Here is a 16,266-nt window from a genome sequence, read left to right as displayed (position 1 = left end):
GCAGGAAGTGGTTAAATGGAAACGTTATATGACGTACAACAATTACTGAAACAATTTGGTGTTTACGTATATGTCGGCAAGCGGATCTACGATATAGAACTGATGCAAATCGAGCTGAAAAACTTTTATGACAGTCGCTTGATAGATCGGGATGTATATCTGACTGCCCGGCGAATTCTTACGCGGGAGCATCGAATTGAAGAAAGCCGGGAGGAAAACAAGTGATGGACAAAAAAATCATCGGAATTGATTTAGGCGGAACAACGGTGAAATTCGCTATTTTAACGAGCGAAGGCGAGATTCAGCAAAAATGGAGTATTGACACCAATATTCTTGATGAAGGCTCACATATTGTGCCAGAAATCGTGGCATCGATCAATCATCGCCTAGAATTATATGGCTTACAGCCAGAAGCATTTATCGGTATTGGTATGGGGACACCAGGAAGTGTCGATCGTGACAAAGGAACCGTTATCGGTGCCTACAATCTGAACTGGAAAACACTTCAGCCAGTCAAAGAACTGATTGAAAAAGGCACAAAAATCCCCTTTGCCATCGATAACGATGCCAATGTAGCAGCTTTAGGTGAGCGCTGGAAAGGGGCAGGGGATAACAATCCTGATGTCATCTTTATCACACTAGGTACAGGTGTTGGCGGCGGTATCATCATGGAAGGGCAATTGCTTCATGGGGTTGCTGGTTGTGCTGGAGAAATCGGTCATATCACTGTTGATCCTGAAGGGTTTGAATGTACTTGCGGCAAACGTGGTTGTTTAGAAACGGTTTCTAGTGCGACGGGTGTTGTGCGAGTTGCTCGACAGTTGGCAGAAGAATATGCTGGCGATTCGGCATTGAAACAGCAGCTGGACAATGGGGAAGATGTTTCAAGTAAAGATATTTTTGAAGCGGCTCAAGCAAACGATCCATTTGGCTTGATGGTCGTTGATAAAGTGTGCTTCTACCTTGGGTTGGCATGCGGAAATTTAGGAAACACATTAAATCCATCAAGTATCGTTTTAGGTGGAGGCGTATCAGCAGCCGGTGAATTTTTACGTGAACGGGTTGCTGCTTACTTTGCTCAGTTTACCTTCCCACAGGTAACGGAAAGTACCGAAATCAAATTGGCAGAACTTGGGAATGATGCCGGTGTGATCGGGGCAGCATCATTAGCTTTGCAATTTGCAGCAAAAGCTTAGATGCCAAGCTGCTAGGCAATGATACATTCAAGCAGCATAAATCAAAAAAAGAATGATTGTTACAATAGAGAGGAATAGAAGAAATGACACCAATTATGTGGCTAAACTTGGTTTTGGGATTAATCATCTTAGCAATCGCTTTGAACTGGGCGTATTTTCAAATCATGGGACGCCGTTCAGCAACGATCATCTCAGAAGATGAATTCAAAGCAGGAATGAAGAAAGCCCAAGTGATCGATGTTCGGGAAAAAAATGAGTTTGACAGTGGACATATTTTAGGGGCGCGTAATATTCCCTTTACTGTTTTAACCAATTCCTTCAGCGCATTTCGTAAAGATCAACCGATCTACTTATATGACACGCGTAAATCGTTGAGTATTCGCGCAGCGAATAAATTACGTAAAGAAGGCTTTACCAATGTCTATATCCTAAAAGAAGGATATGAAGGCTGGAGCGGCAAGACGAAAAAGAAAAATAGTTTATAAAACAGAGAACTCAAGGCAAAAGAACACAAGCAAATTTGAATGAGTGACGAAACACCAAACGGAGTGTTTCAAGTAAGTCATTGTTCAATTTACATTGTGGGCTTTTGCCTTTATTTGAACTTAGGTCTATTAATAAGGAGAGTGTGCGTTGATCAAGCGAAAAAGAATATATGAAGCGGCGGAAACGACAGATGGCTATCGGGTATTGGTGGATCGCATCTGGCCTAGAGGGATGAAAAAGGAAACAGCTCAGATCGATCTATGGCTCAAAGCAGTCGCACCAAGTACTGAATTGCGCAAATGGTTTGGGCATGATCCTGAACGTTTTGATGTGTTTAAAGACCGCTATCTACAAGAATTAGAGAAAGCGCCCGCAAAAGTTGCCCTGGCGCAGTTAAACGCGTTGGTTGCTGAACAAGAGACCGTTACCTTACTATACGGAGCGAAAAATGAAGAACAAAATCAAGCCGTGATTTTGCAGGACTTATTGGAGAAGGAAGAATGATTACCTAAAAGAGCCGCCAGCCTATTGAAGGCTGACGGCTCTTTTGTAGCAAATGATTAACGGGCAACGCTTTTACGCATCGCACGTTTCCGTTTTTCATCATGATCCGCTTGTTGTTCATCAATTGGATCAATCACTTGTTTCTTGACCGTCATAACAACACTTGCAGCTGCAGCAACCGTTGCGACTGTTCCTACTAAAAATCCTGAAAGAAATCGTTTCATCATTAAACACCTCGCCTTTAGTTATAGGTTCATTATGAATGAAAACGGAAAAAATATCAAAAAAAATCACTTTTGGGATTGAAAACGCTTGAAATAATTTAGTAAATATTTTACAATAAGTTTACTAAAAAGAAAGTGGGAGTGAGAGAAATGGAGCAATTGCAACAGATATTTATTGATAAATTTGGAACAGAAGGCACAGGCATGTATTTTGCACCAGGGAGAATCAACTTGATCGGTGAACACACGGATTACAATGGCGGTTATGTTTTCCCGGCGGCGATCACATTAGGGACGTATGCAGTAGCGCGAAAACGTGAAGACCAGTTGATCCAACTCTATTCAGAGAACTTTCCAGAAAAAGGCGTGATCTCCTTTTCGTTAGATGAGCTGGAGTACCGAAAAGAAGATGATTGGACAAACTATCCGAAAGGAGTCGTTCGTTTTCTAAAAGAAGCGGGGCAAGTGATCGATCGAGGCTTTGACATCGCTTTTTATGGCAACATTCCGAATGGCGCAGGTCTTTCTTCTTCGGCATCGATTGAATTGCTGACGGGGGTTTGTCTAAAAGATCTCTTTGATTTAACCCTGACGACCTTGGACTTAGTTAAAATTGGCAAAAAAGTCGAAAATGAGTTTATTGGCGTTAACTCAGGGATCATGGATCAATTTGCGATCGGAATGGGTCAAAAAGACCATGCACTGCTTTTAGATACGAACACGTTAAACTATGAAGTCGTACCAGCGGCATTTGGCGATTATGTCGTAGCGATCATGAATACCAATAAGCGACGCGAATTGGCTGATTCTAAATACAATGAACGACGTGCAGAATGTGAAGAAGCATTGGCTCGTTTGCAAAAATCATTAGCCATTGATTCATTGGGCGCATTAGACGAAGCAACCTTTTTTGCAAATACAGCATTGATCGATGATCCACGCTTGATCAAACGGGCGAAACATGCGGTGACGGAAAACCAACGGACATTGAAAGCAAAAGCTGCTTTGACTGCTGGTGATCTTGAAGAATTCGGCCAGTTATTAAATGCCTCCCATGCTTCATTGCGAGATGATTATGAAGTGACAGGGCATGAACTAGATACACTAGTCGCAGCCGCTCAAGCGCACCCTGCTGTTCTAGGTGCGCGGATGACTGGTGCGGGCTTTGGCGGTTGCGGGATCGCATTGGTCAAAGCAAGTGAATGGGCTGATTTCGAAGCGTCAGTCAAAGCAGCCTATTTAGCAGAAATCGGCTACGCAACCGACATTTATCAAGCAAGTATTGATGATGGTGCACGAAAACTGTAGAATAAGAAACGATGAAGGAATGAAGAAAGAAGGCTGAAAATATGGCGATTTTAGTATTAGGAGGAGCCGGCTATATCGGTTCTCATGCAGTCGATCAATTGATCGAACAAGGAAAACAAGTCGTTGTCGTTGACAATTTGCTGACAGGACATCGCCAAGCGATCCATCCAGCAGCAACCTTTTATGAAGGAGATATTCGCGACAAAGCATTTTTACAATCGGTATTTGAAAAAGAAACGATTGATGGCGTGATTCACTTTGCTGCCAGCTCTTTGGTGGGAGAATCTGTGGAAAAACCATTGAAGTATTTCAACAATAATGTGTATGGGATGCAGGTCCTCTTAGAAGTGATGAAGGAACATCAAGTGAAACATATCGTCTTTTCCTCTACAGCAGCAACTTATGGGGAACCTGACCATAGTCCAATCACGGAAGAAACCCCAACAAATCCTAAAAATCCATATGGCGAAAGCAAGTTGATCATGGAAAAAATGATGCGTTGGTGCGATGAAGCTTATGGAATGAAGTATGTCGCATTGCGTTATTTCAATGTGGCTGGCGCAAAGTCGGATGCTTCGATCGGTGAAGACCATGATCCAGAAACACACTTAGTACCGATCATCTTGCAAGCTGCTTTAGGACAACGCAAAGAGGTAGCGATTTTTGGGGAGGATTACGATACTCCAGATGGTACTTGTGTTCGCGATTATGTCCATGTCGAAGATCTGATCGCTGCTCACCTGTTGGCATTAGAATATTTACAAAAAGGCAATGAGAGCAATGTTTTCAATTTAGGCAGCAATCATGGGTACTCTGTGAAAGAAATGGTGGAAGCTGCTCGCAATGTAACGAAAAAAGAGATCCCAGCCAGAGTGGCGCCTCGCCGTGCCGGTGATCCAAGTACCTTAGTGGCATCGAGTGAAAAAGCACGAAAGGTTTTAGGCTGGAAACCAGTCTATACCGACGTCGAAGCAATCATCGAGACTGCTTGGAATTGGCATGTCAGCCATCCAAATGGGTATCAAGGGCAGGAGGAATAACCAATGACGATCAGCCAAACAATCAGCGATTTCGTCACTTTAGCAATCAAGGCTGGCGGCTGGATGGAAATGGATCGTATTTATTTGCAAAACCGAGTACTAGCCATGATCGGGGAAGCTGTTTTTGAGCCCAGCGAAATTCGTTCTGTCGATCGGTCCTCCATTGATTTGATGGACGAGCTGGTGGCATGCGCTTTAAGCAATCAGCAAATTGGCGATTCTCACGCAGAAAGAGAAATCTTTGAAGCACAGTTGATGGACTTTTTGACGCCACCGCCTTCAGTAGTCAATGCTTTTTTTGCGCAGCATTATGCCAATGATCCTAAAGAAGCGACGGATTATTTCTTTGAGCTGTGCCGTCAAAATGATTACATCAAGACTCGGGCCATCGCAAAGAATATCGTGTTCCCAGTTGATACCGAATATGGGGAGATCGAGATCACGATCAATTTATCAAAACCTGAAAAAGATCCCAAGCAAATAGCGAAAGAAGGAGCTGCTGCTTCTGTAGATTATCCGAAATGTCTGTTGTGTTTGGAAAATGAAGGCTACCAAGGACGAGTCAATTATCCAGCGCGGACCAACCATCGGATCATCCGTATGAATTTGGATAATGAAGCATGGGGCTTTCAATATTCGCCCTATGCCTACTACAATGAGCATTCGATTTTTCTCTCTTTAGACCATCGTCCTATGAAAATCAATTTGCAAACCTTCGCTCGCTTGTTGCAGATCATTGAAGTGATGCCGCATTATTTTGTCGGGTCCAATGCCGATCTGCCGATCGTTGGGGGTTCGATCTTGTCTCATGACCATTATCAAGGGGGACGGCACACGTTTGCCATGGCAAAAGCGCCGATCGAGCAACACTTTTCTTTAACTGGTTTTCCTGATGTCGCTGCGGGGATCGTGAAGTGGCCAATGTCGGTGATACGACTACAAGCGAAAAACAAACAAAAATTAGCCGCCGCTTGCCAATATGTGTTAGCCCAATGGCAACAGTACTCAGATCCAAGTGTTTCGATCAATGCCTTTTCAGAAGATGGAACGCCTCATCATACGGTGACACCGATCGCACGCAAGCAAGGAGAGCTGTTTGAAATGGACTTAGTCTTGCGGGATAATAATGTTTCCAAAGAACATCCTGACGGCATTTTTCATCCGCATCAAGAAGTGCAGCATATCAAAAAAGAAAATATCGGATTGATTGAAGTCATGGGCTTGGCAGTTCTCCCGCCGCGTTTAGCTCCGGAACTAGAAGAAGTGACTGCTTATCTATTGGATCAGCCCAATCAAATCGCGGCATACCATATTCCTTGGGCAGATGCGATCAAAGCCCAGCACCCAGAATGCAATGCCGAAAACGTGTCGCAGATTTTACGTAATGCATTAGGGGAAGTCTTTACACAAGTATTGACGCATGCAGGCGTCTTCAAGCGAGACCAGACAGGGCAAGCGGCCTTTGCTCGCTTTATAGCTACTTTATAAAAAAGTTCCCCGCAAAAAAAGGAGGCTGGAAGATGGCAACGATCAAAGATATTGCACAACAGGCTGGCGTCTCGCCAGCCACTGTATCACGGGTGCTGAATTACGATTCAGAATTATCGGTCAGTTCTGAAACCAAAGAGAAAATTTTTAAAGCCGCAGAAGCACTCAATTACACAAAACATAAAAAAAAGAGTCAGCCAGAAACCAGTAGTATGCGCTTGATCCAATGGTTTGATACCGAGGAAGAATTAGCGGATCTTTACTATTTAGCGATCCGTATCGGGATTGAAAACAAAACCGAAGAATTAGGGATTCGTTTGCTGAAAGAACCCTACGAAGGATTGACTGATACCGCAGTCGATGGAACGATTGCACTAGGAAAATTCGATGATCACCAGATTCGACAATTGAAAAAAAGCCAAGCCAATTTGTTGATGGTCGATTTTGACGCATTGGCTCAAGGCGTCAATTCCCTGGTGGTGGACTTTCAACAAGCGGTGGATTTAGTGATCGATGACTTTATTGCAAAAGGCCACCAAAGGATCGGCTTGTTATCAGGCGTTGAGTTTACCAAGGATCATCACCAAGAAATCGAAGACCCTCGGCGCCGAATTTTTGAGGAACGGCTCCGTCGGTTGAAGCTGCACCACCCACAATATCATCTCAGCGCACCGTTTACAGTAGAGGGCGGTTATGAGGCGATGAAAGAGTATTTGCAGCAAAACAAAGAGTTGCCAAGTGCTTTATTTGCTTCCAGTGATGCCTTAGCGATTGGCGCTATGCGTGCTTTGCAAGAAAAAAACATCAAGATTCCTGAGGAGATCGCAATTATCGGCTTCAACGATGTCAGTGTTGCAAAGTACGTCTTTCCGACGCTGTCAACCATCAAAGTTCATACGGAATGGTTGGGGGAGCTGGCAGTGACGACCTTGCTGGATATCATTACGAATGCAGCCCCCGTTCCTCGCAAAGTTACGATCGCAACGGAACTGATCACGCGCCAATCCTCCTAGCAACCAGTTGAATCACCGAAGGATGTCGTTACACACGTCAACTGAGTTTTAATGGAATAACAAAAAATGACTATCGTCTTACCCGAACCTTTAAACAGCCTCGTCGGTTTGCAGCTGCAACCGTGCTTGCTTTTTTCAAAGGTTCGGGTATTGTTGTCCTATTGCTTTTTTTCTAAACGCAGGCATCTTTTTGGAGACTTGGTTGGGCATTTGATTAGAATATGGTAGAATATGAGAGAGTTTTTTGAATGGGGAGAAGATAGATGAAAACATTAGCGATTGATACCTCAAACCAGACACTGGCGGTTGCGGTGGTCGATGGTCAAGAAGTGTTGGGACAAAGCCAGACGATGGCGATCAAAAACCACAGCACAGCATTGATGCCTGCCATTGATGGATTGATGCAAGCGGTGGGGATGGCACCTAAAGAGCTGGAGCAAATCGTTGTTGCGAAAGGTCCTGGTTCGTATACAGGTTTGCGAATCGGCGTCACAACAGCAAAAACGCTGGCGCAAACATTGAACATCCCGCTGATTGGTGTTTCTAGTTTGAAAGCAGTCGCTGCCAATTGTGTGGGCGTATCGCAAGTGATCGTGCCGTTGTTTGACGCTCGCCGTCAAAATGTCTACGCAGGTGCCTACCAATGGCATAATGGGACCTTAGAAACAAGGATCAAAGACCAGCATATCTCACTGTCTGAATTATTGACCCAGTTAAAAGCAGTCGATGGTCAAGAAGTGCTATTTGTCGGCGCCGATACCATCAAATTTAAAGACATGATCGAGGCGGAACTGCCGACAGCCCATATCAATCAAGTATCGTTATGGAATTACCCGAATGGCGTTGTTTTAGCTGCTATTGCGAAAGAAGAAGCGCCGGTCGCTTCGATCCATGATTTTGTACCAGACTATTTAAAATTAGTTGAAGCCGAAGAAAAATGGTTAGCCTCGCATGAACCGGGAGTGGATGCCTATGTTGAAAAAATTTAAAACGATGACGGAAAAGCTGGCCCTTTTCCGTCAGATTCAATACCCAGAGCGTAAAAAAGAGATACGAGGGGAAATGTACGTTGTTCGTGAATTAGTCGGAGATGACATTAAAGAGCTGCTGCAGGTGGAGCGTCTCGTGTATGCGGGGGAACTGCCTTGGACCAAGAGCGCCTTTTTGTCAGAACTTTATTCACGGGTCAAACATCTTTATTTGGGCATCTTGCATAATGAGCGGATGATTGGGTTTATCGGGGTGCGGATTTTAGGCGCTGATGCCCATATCACCAATATCGCGATCATTCCTGATTATCAAGGAAAAGGGATCGGTTCTTTCTTGCTAGGAGAAATCGAACGTTATGCACGGAAAAACAAATGCGACCGTTTGACATTAGAAGTTCGCCTGGGCAATCGTGATGCGCAACGTTTGTATCGGACCCTCGGGTTTGTTTCACAGGCGATCAAAACGGCGTACTACACCGAAGGCAATGAAGATGCATTGGATATGGTGAAATTTTTAAATGACTAACGAACAAGCAGATCAAACGATCCCGACACCGCAAATGCTCTGGTCATTGGCAGATCAGAGCTATCCCTTTGGCTCGCCTTGGAATGTGCAGCAATTTCAACAAGATTTGCAAAACAGCAACAGTCGCTATTTGTTCCGTTATGGAAAAACCAATCAAGAGCTAATGGGGTTTCTCTGTTTTCAGCAAGTGCTGGATGAAGCAGAGTTGTTTAATGTAGCGGTTTTACCAGCGTATCAAGGTCGTGGTTTGGCGAAAGAATTGTTGAAGCAAATGGAATCGCTCGTGGAACAAACCGATGGTCGGCGCATCTATCTTGAAGTGCGTGTGTCGAATTTGCAAGCACAAGCTCTTTATTTACGTATGGGCTATACAGTCATCGGTCGTAGAAAAAAATATTACAGTCATCCAGAAGAGGATGCGTTGATTATGGAAAAGAAAGTAGGCGGACAAAAATCAAATGAATGAATTGATTTTAGCCATTGAAAGCAGTTGTGATGAAACCAGTGTGGCAGTGATTAAAAACGGCGACACCATTTTAAGTAACATTGTTGCTTCGCAGATCAAGAGCCACCAGCGCTTCGGCGGTGTCGTACCAGAAGTCGCTAGTCGTCACCATGTCGAACAGATTACTTTATGTATCGAAGAAGCATTGACACAGGCCGACACCCAACCTGAAGAGTTGTCAGCTGTTGCTGTTACCTATGGTCCAGGGTTGGTTGGGGCACTGTTGATTGGGCTTTCTGCAGCAAAAGCCTTTGCGTGGGCCCACAGCTTACCGCTGATTCCGGTCAATCACATGGCAGGACATATTTATGCAGCTCGCCTAGTGAAGCCATTGGTTTTTCCTTTAATGGCGTTATTGGTCAGTGGTGGCCACACCGAATTGGTGTATATGGCAGAAGATGGCTCTTTTGAGATCATCGGTGAAACGAGAGATGATGCCGCTGGTGAAGCCTATGACAAAGTCGGTCGTGTTCTAGGTTTGCCTTATCCTAGTGGGAAAAAAATTGATCGCCTTGCGCATCTAGGCAGTGATACGTATCACTTTCCTCGAGCAATGATACAAGAAGATAATTTTGATTTTAGTTTCAGCGGCTTAAAGAGTTCCTTTATCAATTTTGTGCATAATGCACAGCAAAGAGAGGAAGCTTTGTCAGTAGAAAATCTAGCAGCTAGTTTCCAAGCCAGCGTTGTCGAAGTATTGGTTCACAAAACGTTGCGGGCGTGCCAAGCTTATCCTGTAAACCAGCTGATCGTTGCTGGGGGAGTCGCGGCGAATCAAGGCTTGCGTGACGCTTTACAAAAAGCGATGCAGGAATTGCCGGAAGTGGAATTGTTGATTCCACCGTTGCGTCTTTGCGGAGATAATGCGGCCATGATTGGAGCTTATGCCCATGTTGCGTTGAAAAAGCAGCGCTTAGCAGATCTTTCATTGAATGCTGATCCAAGTGTCAGCTTTGCCCATACGATTTCTTAAGATGATTGCACCTAAGATCCGTTCTTAGGTGTTTTTTTTTGGTTTCTTTATGAGCAAACAGAAGATTCCGTTGTATTTTATTTCATCATTTGATATCATAATGTATAATTATTAGTTAATTGAAGGGCGGGTATGCAATGACATCGGTTTTTAAAGGACGCAGTTTTTTAGCAGAAAAGGATTTTACAAAAGAAGAACTACAATATTTGATTGATTTTTCCCAGCACTTGAAAGGGATGAAGGCCAACAATCAACCACATCGTTATTTAGATGGCAAAAACATTGCACTTTTGTTTGAAAAGAATTCGACACGGACGCGAGCAGCCTTTACGGTTGCAGCGGTGGATCTGGGGGCACATCCGGAATTTTTAGGGGCCAATGATATTCAGTTGGGGTCTAAAGAATCCGTTGAAGATACCGCCAAAGTATTCGGCCGTATGTTTGACGGGATCGAGTTTCGCGGCTTTAGTCAACAGGTTGTCGAAGATCTGGCCAACTATTCAGGTGTACCTGTTTGGAATGGCTTAACGGATGAATGGCATCCAACGCAAATGATTGCTGACTTTTTAACCATTCAAGAAAACTTTGGTGAGCTGACTGGCTTGACCATCGCATACTGTGGGGATGGGCGCAACAATGTCGCTAATTCTTTATTAGTGACCAGTGCGATTTTAGGGGTCAATATTCATGTCGTCACTCCGAAAGTCTTGCAGCCAGAAACAACCATCATCGCACAGGCACAAGCCTATGCCAAGCAATCGGGCGCAAAGATTTTGGTGACTGATGATGTGGATCAAGGTGTTCTAGGCGCTGATGTCGTGTATACCGATGTTTGGGTATCAATGGGTGAAGAAGAAAAATTCCAAGAGCGGATCGAACAGCTGCTGCCGTATCAAGTCAACCAATCGTTGATGAAAAAAACACAAAACGATCAAGTGATTTTTATGCATTGTTTGCCAGCATTTCATGATGATCAGACCACGTATGGCAAAAAAGCAGCGCAGGCGTATGGGATTTCTGAGATGGAAGTCACTGATGAGGTCTTTCGCAGTAAGTATGCCCGTCAATTTGATCAAGCCGAAAATCGTTTGCACTCAATCAAAGCGATCATGGCAGTGACTGCTGGAGATCTATTTATTCCTAAAGTATAAAATAATTTTTTTTTGAAAATGCCAAAATCTCGCTAGCCAAACAAACATTTCTTTGCTATACTTTCTGGGAAGTAAATAGCCTTGATTTGATGAAACAAGAGAAGTAGCGATTCGAGTATCAGTTAGCGAGTTCGGGGTGGTGGAAGCCGAATTGATCAGATTGTGAAACGCACTTGTGAGAATTTGCCAAGCAAACGGAATTCTGCCGTTATCAGAAAAAAGTAGGTCCGAAAAGGACAATCAGAGTGGTACCGCGGGAAATCTCGTCTCTAGTGCATGTTATGCGCTAGAGGCTTTTTTTGTTTTTATCAATCATTTCTTGTGTTAAAAACATACAGCTGTTTGCTTGCTTCAAACAACGTTTCATCAAAACATGGGCTCAGTCATTATAGGAGGGATACTATGAATAACAAAGAAATCGTCGCACAAGCCATCCATCAAGTAGTAAAAGAAGATCTATCGATCGAACAAGTTCAGCAATTACTGGAAAATCCAAAGTCAGCTGACCATGGGGATGTGGCATTCCCAGCCTTCTCGCTAGCAAAAGTCTATCGGAAAGCGCCGCAGCAAATTGCCGCAGACTTAGCAGAAAAAATCGATCAAGCGTCTTTTGAAAAAATTGAAGTGGTCGGTCCATATTTAAACTTCTTTATGGATAAAAAAGCAATCTCTGCCCACGTCTTAGAGATGGTTCTCAAAGAAAAAAATCATTTTGGCGATCAAACCATCGGCAATCAGCAAGCAGTACCCATCGATATGTCTTCACCCAATATTGCCAAACCCATCTCAATGGGGCATTTGCGTTCCACTGTGATCGGTAACTCGATCGGCTTTATTTTAGAAAAAATCGGTTACCAGCCAATTCGCATCAACCATTTAGGCGACTGGGGCACACAATTTGGGAAATTGATCGTGGCCTATAAAAAATGGGGGTCAGAAGAAGCGGTCAAAGCGGAACCAATCAACGAACTGTTGCGTTTGTATGTTGATTTTCATGAAGCTGCCGAGACAGATAAACAATTAGAAGATGATGCGAGAGCTTGGTTCAAGAAACTAGAAGATGGTGACCAAGAAGCAATGGATTTATGGCAATGGTTCCGTGATGAATCATTAAAAGAATTCAATAAAATCTATGATATGTTGGAAGTTTCCTTTGATTCATTGAATGGCGAAGCTTTCTATAATGATAAAATGACAGAAGTCGTGGAATTATTAGAGGAAAAACACTTGCTGAAAGAAGACCAAGGGGCAGAAATCGTTGATTTGGCTGCGTATGACTTAAATCCAGCCTTGATCCGCAAATCCGATGGTGCGACCCTTTACATCACCCGGGACATGGCTGCTGCATTGTACCGCAAACGGACCTACAATTTTGCTAAATCATTGTACGTGGTAGGAAATGAGCAAAGTTATCACTTCAAGCAATTAAAAGCTGTTTTGAAGGAAATGGGCTTTGAGTGGGCAGATGATATGACCCACGTACCATTTGGATTGATCACCAAAGATGGGAAAAAATTATCTACGAGAAAAGGGAAGATCGTTCTTTTAGAAGAAGTATTGAATGAAGCGATCGATTCAGCGAAAGAACAAATCACTGAAAAGAACCCAATGCTTGAAAACAAAGAAGAAGTTGCAAAACAAGTCGGTGTTGGGGCAGTCGTTTTCCACGACTTGAAAAATGACCGTTTGAATAATTTCGACTTTACGCTAGAAGAAGTTGTCCGTTTTGAAGGAGAGACCGGACCCTATGTGCAATATTCTCATGCCCGTGCCATGAGCATTCTTGAAAAAGCCGACTTTGATCCTGCTGCTGTCAGCAGTTTGTCATTGGCAGATATTGAGAGCTGGGAAGTCATCAAATTGATTCAGCGCTACCCAGAAACCGTGCTGCAAGCAGCAGAAAAATATGAACCATCCGTCATTGCTAAACATGCCATCAAATTGGCACAGGCCTTTAATAAGTATTACGCCAATGTGAAAATCTTGGCTGAAGATGCGGAAAAAGACGCACGTCTGGCTCTAGTTTATGCAGTAACGACCTTATTAAAAGAAGATTTACGGTTGCTTGGTTTACATGCACCCGACAAAATGTAACAAAAAAAGCTGTGTCCTTGTTTCGACAAGGACACAGCTTTTTTGTAGTAAAAATACAGATAGGTCATGTTCGGTGTCTTATAAGACCGCGTGGTTTCTGATAAATTGATAAAAAGTTTCGGCATCTTCGTCGCTGCGGGAAATCACCGCTACTGTATCAAAGCCCGCCAACGAGCAAACTTTTTCTGGCATAGTCACTTCATCGATCGCAGCCGAAAGCAAAGGCGCATTGTCCGCAACGGTATGGATCAACGTCATAAATTGCACACGATCTACTTTAGTGACAACGTCTTCGATCATCTGTATCAAACGCTGCTCTTCTTCTTTTTCATCTTCTGACGATTGCATTCCTTGAAAAATGACAAACTTCGTCTGACCAGTTTCATCGGGCACTTTCACGATTTTCAAATCACGAATATCGCGAGAGATGGTCGCTTGCGTGGCGGAGACGCCTTGGGCTTCCAATTGCTGCAATAATTCTTCTTGCGTGCGTACAGTATGTTCAGTAATGATTTGTCTAATAAGTAAATGGCGATCAGCTTTTCGCATAGGTAAACTCCTTTAAGCATGATTGATTAAGTCAGCCTTATCATAGCAGATAAAGCCGAAAAAACCTAGATATAATAAGAAAAGAATTAGAACGTTAAAAAAAAGCTGGACCACGAATCGTAGTTTTTCATTTGAATCAGTTGCATTTCTTTTTTAGCTACTGTATACTGTTTAAGGCGTGAGTTTTTCACGTCAATCCCACATCTTGTTCCATCTGCGAAGCGGTGCTGATCGATTCAGTTCTTCAAGGAGTAAAAGAGCAAGAGAGGAAAACAAAAAAACCAAATTGGAGGAAACACAACATGGCAGTAATCTCAATGAAACAATTACTAGAAGCCGGCGTACACTTTGGTCACCAAACTCGTCGCTGGAACCCAAAAATGAAGAAATATATCTTCACAGAAAGAAACGGCATCTACATCATTGATTTGCAAAAAACAGTGAAATTAGTAGACGCAGCTTACGACTACATGAAAAATGTTGCTGAAGAAGGCGGCGTTGCATTGTTCGTAGGTACTAAAAAACAAGCACAAGAAGCAATCAAAGAAGAAGCAATCCGTTCAGGTCAATACTATGTTAACCATCGTTGGTTAGGTGGAACTTTGACAAACTGGGAAACAATCCAAAAACGTGTTGCTCGTTTGAAACAAATCAACAAAATGGAAGAAGATGGCACATTTGCTGTTCTTCCTAAAAAAGAAGTCGTTGGCTTGAACAAAGAGCGCGAACGTCTTGAAAAATTCTTAGGCGGTATCGCTGATATGCCAAGAATTCCAGATGTAATGTACGTTGTTGACCCACGTAAAGAACGTATCGCGATCCAAGAAGCACGCAAATTAAATATCCCGATCGTAGCTATGGTCGATACAAACTGTGATCCAGACGAAATCGATGTTGTTATCCCATCAAATGATGACGCTATTCGTGCCGTTAAATTGATCACTGCGAAAATGGCAGATGCTTTCATCGAAGGTAACCAAGGCGAAGACCAAGTAGCAGAAGAAGATTTTGCTGCTGAATCAACAGAAAACGCAACTTCAATCGAAGAAATCGTTGATGTTGTCGAAGGCGACAACGCATCAGCTGAATAATAAATGATGGAGCTGTTTCAAAGGCTAGGCGCCAAGCCTCACTCTCCTTTGAAACAGCTTTTTTTAAAGACAAGCAATCTTGTTTAAAAACATTTAGGAGGAAACAAAAAATGGCAGAAGTAACAGCTAAATTAGTAAAAGAATTACGCGATATGACTGGTGTAGGAATGATGGACGCAAAACGTGCATTAGTTGAAGTAGAAGGCGACATCGAAAAAGCCGTAGATTTATTACGTGAAAAAGGTATGGCAAAAGCTGCGAAGAAAAACGACCGTATTGCTGCTGAAGGTTTAGCATCTGTAGCGATCAACGGCAACACAGCAGCAATCGTTGAAGTGAACTCAGAAACTGACTTCGTTTCTAAAAACGAAATGTTCCAAGACTTAGTAAAAGAAATCGCTGAAGTAATCGCAGCAAACAAACCAGCTGATATGGATGCTGCTTTAAAATTAGAAACTTCTAAAGGCACAATGGATGCTGCGTTGATCGAAGCAACACAAGTAATCGGAGAAAAAATCAGCTTCCGTCGTTTTGAAGTTGTTGAAAAAGATGACAATGCTGCTTTCGGCGGTTACCTACACATGGGCGGACGTATTGCTGTATTGACTGTTCTTGAAGGAACAACTGACGAATCAGTTGCGAAAGATGTTGCAATGCACGTTGCAGCGATCAACCCTCGCTACGTGAACGAAGCACAAATCTCTCAAGAAGAATTGGATCATGAAAAACAAGTCTTGACAGAACAAGCATTGAACGAAGGCAAACCAGCGAACATCGTTGAAAAAATGGTTGAAGGACGCTTGAAGAAATTTAAAGCAGAAATCGCTTTGGTTGACCAACCATTCGTTAAAGACCCAGATATGACAGTTGAAAAATATGTTGCATCAAAAGGCGCAACTGTGAAATCTTTTGTCCGCTTTGAAGTCGGCGAAGGTATCGAGAAACGCGAAGACAACTTCGTTGAAGAAGTAATGAGCCAAGTGAAAAAATAATTCTGTTCCTCGAACAGATGGGAACGCATGGAAGTGCGCTCCCTTTTTTTAAGCAAAAACGGTTTTTGAAGAAATAGTGTAGATAATTTTCAACGAAAGAGCACCAATATGCTACAATAGTATTGGAGAATGTACGG

Annotated in this window: 18 protein-coding genes; 16 read left to right on the top strand and 2 right to left on the bottom strand. The window is 43.2% G+C overall.

Annotated features, from left to right (window positions below; all coding sequences use genetic code 11):
* The first annotated feature begins 15 nt into the window (after positions 1-15).
* The 4 genes from A5867_RS12665 (at position 16) to A5867_RS12650 (ending at position 2,186) form a co-directional block, all read left to right on the top strand.
* Positions 16-225 carry a YqgQ family protein gene (locus tag A5867_RS12665; protein WP_005229394.1) on the top strand — a complete coding sequence of 70 codons (210 nt, stop codon included), beginning with the start codon at positions 16-18 and terminating at the stop codon, positions 223-225.
* Positions 225-1,196, top strand: a complete 972-nt coding sequence (locus tag A5867_RS12660) for an ROK family glucokinase (protein ID WP_005229395.1) — start codon at positions 225-227, stop codon at positions 1,194-1,196. Before A5867_RS12665 ends, A5867_RS12660 begins: the two co-directional genes overlap by 1 nt.
* An 83-nt stretch (positions 1,197-1,279) precedes the next feature.
* A complete protein-coding gene (locus A5867_RS12655) occupies positions 1,280-1,681 on the top strand; it encodes a rhodanese-like domain-containing protein (RefSeq protein WP_005229396.1) in 402 nt (133 codons plus the stop codon).
* Positions 1,682-1,829: 148 nt separating this feature from the next.
* Positions 1,830-2,186 (top strand): DUF488 domain-containing protein, encoded by a 357-nt coding sequence (locus tag A5867_RS12650; RefSeq protein WP_087627759.1) that lies wholly within the window; start codon positions 1,830-1,832, stop codon positions 2,184-2,186.
* A 56-nt stretch (positions 2,187-2,242) separates the two neighbouring features.
* Here A5867_RS12650 and A5867_RS12645 read toward each other — a convergent pair whose 3' ends face one another.
* On the bottom strand, positions 2,243-2,410 hold the full coding sequence (locus tag A5867_RS12645; protein WP_017144401.1) for a DUF3042 family protein: 168 nt from the start codon (positions 2,408-2,410) through the stop codon (positions 2,243-2,245).
* A 150-nt stretch (positions 2,411-2,560) separates the two neighbouring features.
* Here A5867_RS12645 and A5867_RS12640 point away from each other — a divergent pair, with 150 nt between their 5' ends.
* From A5867_RS12640 to argS, 10 genes are all read left to right on the top strand, one after another.
* Positions 2,561-3,718 (top strand): galactokinase, encoded by a 1,158-nt coding sequence (locus A5867_RS12640; RefSeq protein WP_087627758.1) that lies wholly within the window; start codon positions 2,561-2,563, stop codon positions 3,716-3,718.
* A gap of 41 nt (positions 3,719-3,759) precedes the next feature.
* Positions 3,760-4,758 (top strand): UDP-glucose 4-epimerase GalE, encoded by a 999-nt coding sequence (gene galE / locus A5867_RS12635; RefSeq protein WP_005229400.1) that lies wholly within the window; start codon positions 3,760-3,762, stop codon positions 4,756-4,758.
* 3 nt (positions 4,759-4,761) lie between these two features.
* The gene (gene galT / locus A5867_RS12630; protein WP_087627757.1) at positions 4,762-6,246 is read left to right on the top strand and encodes a UDP-glucose--hexose-1-phosphate uridylyltransferase; all 1,485 of its coding nucleotides are present in this window, start codon (positions 4,762-4,764) and stop codon (positions 6,244-6,246) included.
* Between the two features lie 32 nt (positions 6,247-6,278).
* Positions 6,279-7,259, top strand: coding sequence for a LacI family DNA-binding transcriptional regulator (locus tag A5867_RS12625; protein ID WP_005229404.1), 981 nt, complete (start codon positions 6,279-6,281; stop codon positions 7,257-7,259).
* Between the two features lie 263 nt (positions 7,260-7,522).
* Positions 7,523-8,248: a tRNA (adenosine(37)-N6)-threonylcarbamoyltransferase complex dimerization subunit type 1 TsaB gene (tsaB, locus tag A5867_RS12620; RefSeq protein WP_010749312.1), complete on the top strand. Its 726-nt coding sequence runs from the start codon at positions 7,523-7,525 to the stop codon at positions 8,246-8,248.
* Entirely contained in the window at positions 8,232-8,774 is a 543-nt protein-coding gene (gene rimI, locus A5867_RS12615) for a ribosomal protein S18-alanine N-acetyltransferase (RefSeq protein WP_087627756.1), read from the top strand. The genes tsaB and rimI (A5867_RS12615) overlap by 17 nt, the downstream gene beginning before the upstream one ends.
* Positions 8,767-9,240 (top strand): ribosomal protein S18-alanine N-acetyltransferase, encoded by a 474-nt coding sequence (rimI, locus tag A5867_RS12610; RefSeq protein ID WP_010749314.1) that lies wholly within the window; start codon positions 8,767-8,769, stop codon positions 9,238-9,240. The genes rimI (A5867_RS12615) and rimI (A5867_RS12610) overlap by 8 nt, the downstream gene beginning before the upstream one ends.
* Entirely contained in the window at positions 9,233-10,252 is a 1,020-nt protein-coding gene (gene tsaD, locus A5867_RS12605; protein ID WP_087627755.1) for a tRNA (adenosine(37)-N6)-threonylcarbamoyltransferase complex transferase subunit TsaD, read from the top strand. The genes rimI (A5867_RS12610) and tsaD overlap by 8 nt, the downstream gene beginning before the upstream one ends.
* A 137-nt stretch (positions 10,253-10,389) precedes the next feature.
* The gene (argF, locus tag A5867_RS12600; RefSeq protein ID WP_087627754.1) at positions 10,390-11,403 is read left to right on the top strand and encodes an ornithine carbamoyltransferase; all 1,014 of its coding nucleotides are present in this window, start codon (positions 10,390-10,392) and stop codon (positions 11,401-11,403) included.
* A 402-nt stretch (positions 11,404-11,805) separates the two neighbouring features.
* The gene (gene argS / locus A5867_RS12595) at positions 11,806-13,497 is read left to right on the top strand and encodes an arginine--tRNA ligase (protein ID WP_087627753.1); all 1,692 of its coding nucleotides are present in this window, start codon (positions 11,806-11,808) and stop codon (positions 13,495-13,497) included.
* A 78-nt stretch (positions 13,498-13,575) separates the two neighbouring features.
* On the opposite strand, the gene A5867_RS12590 is transcribed toward argS, so the two are convergent.
* The gene (locus tag A5867_RS12590; protein WP_005229424.1) at positions 13,576-14,046 is read right to left on the bottom strand and encodes an ArgR family transcriptional regulator; all 471 of its coding nucleotides are present in this window, start codon (positions 14,044-14,046) and stop codon (positions 13,576-13,578) included.
* Positions 14,047-14,348: 302 nt separating this feature from the next.
* On the opposite strand from A5867_RS12590, the gene rpsB reads away from it, so the two are divergent.
* Entirely contained in the window at positions 14,349-15,137 is a 789-nt protein-coding gene (gene rpsB / locus A5867_RS12585) for a 30S ribosomal protein S2 (protein WP_005229426.1), read from the top strand.
* 110 nt (positions 15,138-15,247) lie between these two features.
* A complete protein-coding gene (gene tsf, locus A5867_RS12580) occupies positions 15,248-16,129 on the top strand; it encodes a translation elongation factor Ts (protein WP_005229432.1) in 882 nt (293 codons plus the stop codon).
* Positions 16,130-16,266 lie beyond the last annotated feature (137 nt).

The organism is Enterococcus sp. 6D12_DIV0197, from assembly GCF_002174385.1.
GTDB classification, from domain to species: Bacteria; Bacillota; Bacilli; order Lactobacillales; family Enterococcaceae; genus Enterococcus_D; species Enterococcus_D casseliflavus.
The sequence above is the reverse complement of the archived record's forward strand: the minus strand, read 5'-3'. Positions and strand labels throughout refer to the sequence as shown.

Bases quoted from the DNA above. Each gene is read 5' to 3' on its own strand.
- A5867_RS12665 (WP_005229394.1), top strand. From the start codon at position 16: ATGGAAACGTTATATGACGTACAACAATTACTGAAACAATTTGGTGTT.
- A5867_RS12660 (WP_005229395.1), top strand. From the start codon at position 225: ATGGACAAAAAAATCATCGGAATTGATTTAGGCGGAACAACGGTGAAA.
- A5867_RS12655 (WP_005229396.1), top strand. From the start codon at position 1,280: ATGACACCAATTATGTGGCTAAACTTGGTTTTGGGATTAATCATCTTA.
- A5867_RS12645 (WP_017144401.1), bottom strand. From the start codon at position 2,410: ATGAAACGATTTCTTTCAGGATTTTTAGTAGGAACAGTCGCAACGGTT.
- A5867_RS12640 (WP_087627758.1), top strand. From the start codon at position 2,561: ATGGAGCAATTGCAACAGATATTTATTGATAAATTTGGAACAGAAGGC.
- galE (WP_005229400.1), top strand. From the start codon at position 3,760: ATGGCGATTTTAGTATTAGGAGGAGCCGGCTATATCGGTTCTCATGCA.
- galT (WP_087627757.1), top strand. From the start codon at position 4,762: ATGACGATCAGCCAAACAATCAGCGATTTCGTCACTTTAGCAATCAAG.
- A5867_RS12625 (WP_005229404.1), top strand. From the start codon at position 6,279: ATGGCAACGATCAAAGATATTGCACAACAGGCTGGCGTCTCGCCAGCC.
- tsaB (WP_010749312.1), top strand. From the start codon at position 7,523: ATGAAAACATTAGCGATTGATACCTCAAACCAGACACTGGCGGTTGCG.
- rimI (WP_087627756.1), top strand. From the start codon at position 8,232: ATGTTGAAAAAATTTAAAACGATGACGGAAAAGCTGGCCCTTTTCCGT.
- rimI (WP_010749314.1), top strand. From the start codon at position 8,767: ATGACTAACGAACAAGCAGATCAAACGATCCCGACACCGCAAATGCTC.
- tsaD (WP_087627755.1), top strand. From the start codon at position 9,233: ATGAATGAATTGATTTTAGCCATTGAAAGCAGTTGTGATGAAACCAGT.
- argF (WP_087627754.1), top strand. From the start codon at position 10,390: ATGACATCGGTTTTTAAAGGACGCAGTTTTTTAGCAGAAAAGGATTTT.
- argS (WP_087627753.1), top strand. From the start codon at position 11,806: ATGAATAACAAAGAAATCGTCGCACAAGCCATCCATCAAGTAGTAAAA.
- A5867_RS12590 (WP_005229424.1), bottom strand. From the start codon at position 14,046: ATGCGAAAAGCTGATCGCCATTTACTTATTAGACAAATCATTACTGAA.
- rpsB (WP_005229426.1), top strand. From the start codon at position 14,349: ATGGCAGTAATCTCAATGAAACAATTACTAGAAGCCGGCGTACACTTT.
- tsf (WP_005229432.1), top strand. From the start codon at position 15,248: ATGGCAGAAGTAACAGCTAAATTAGTAAAAGAATTACGCGATATGACT.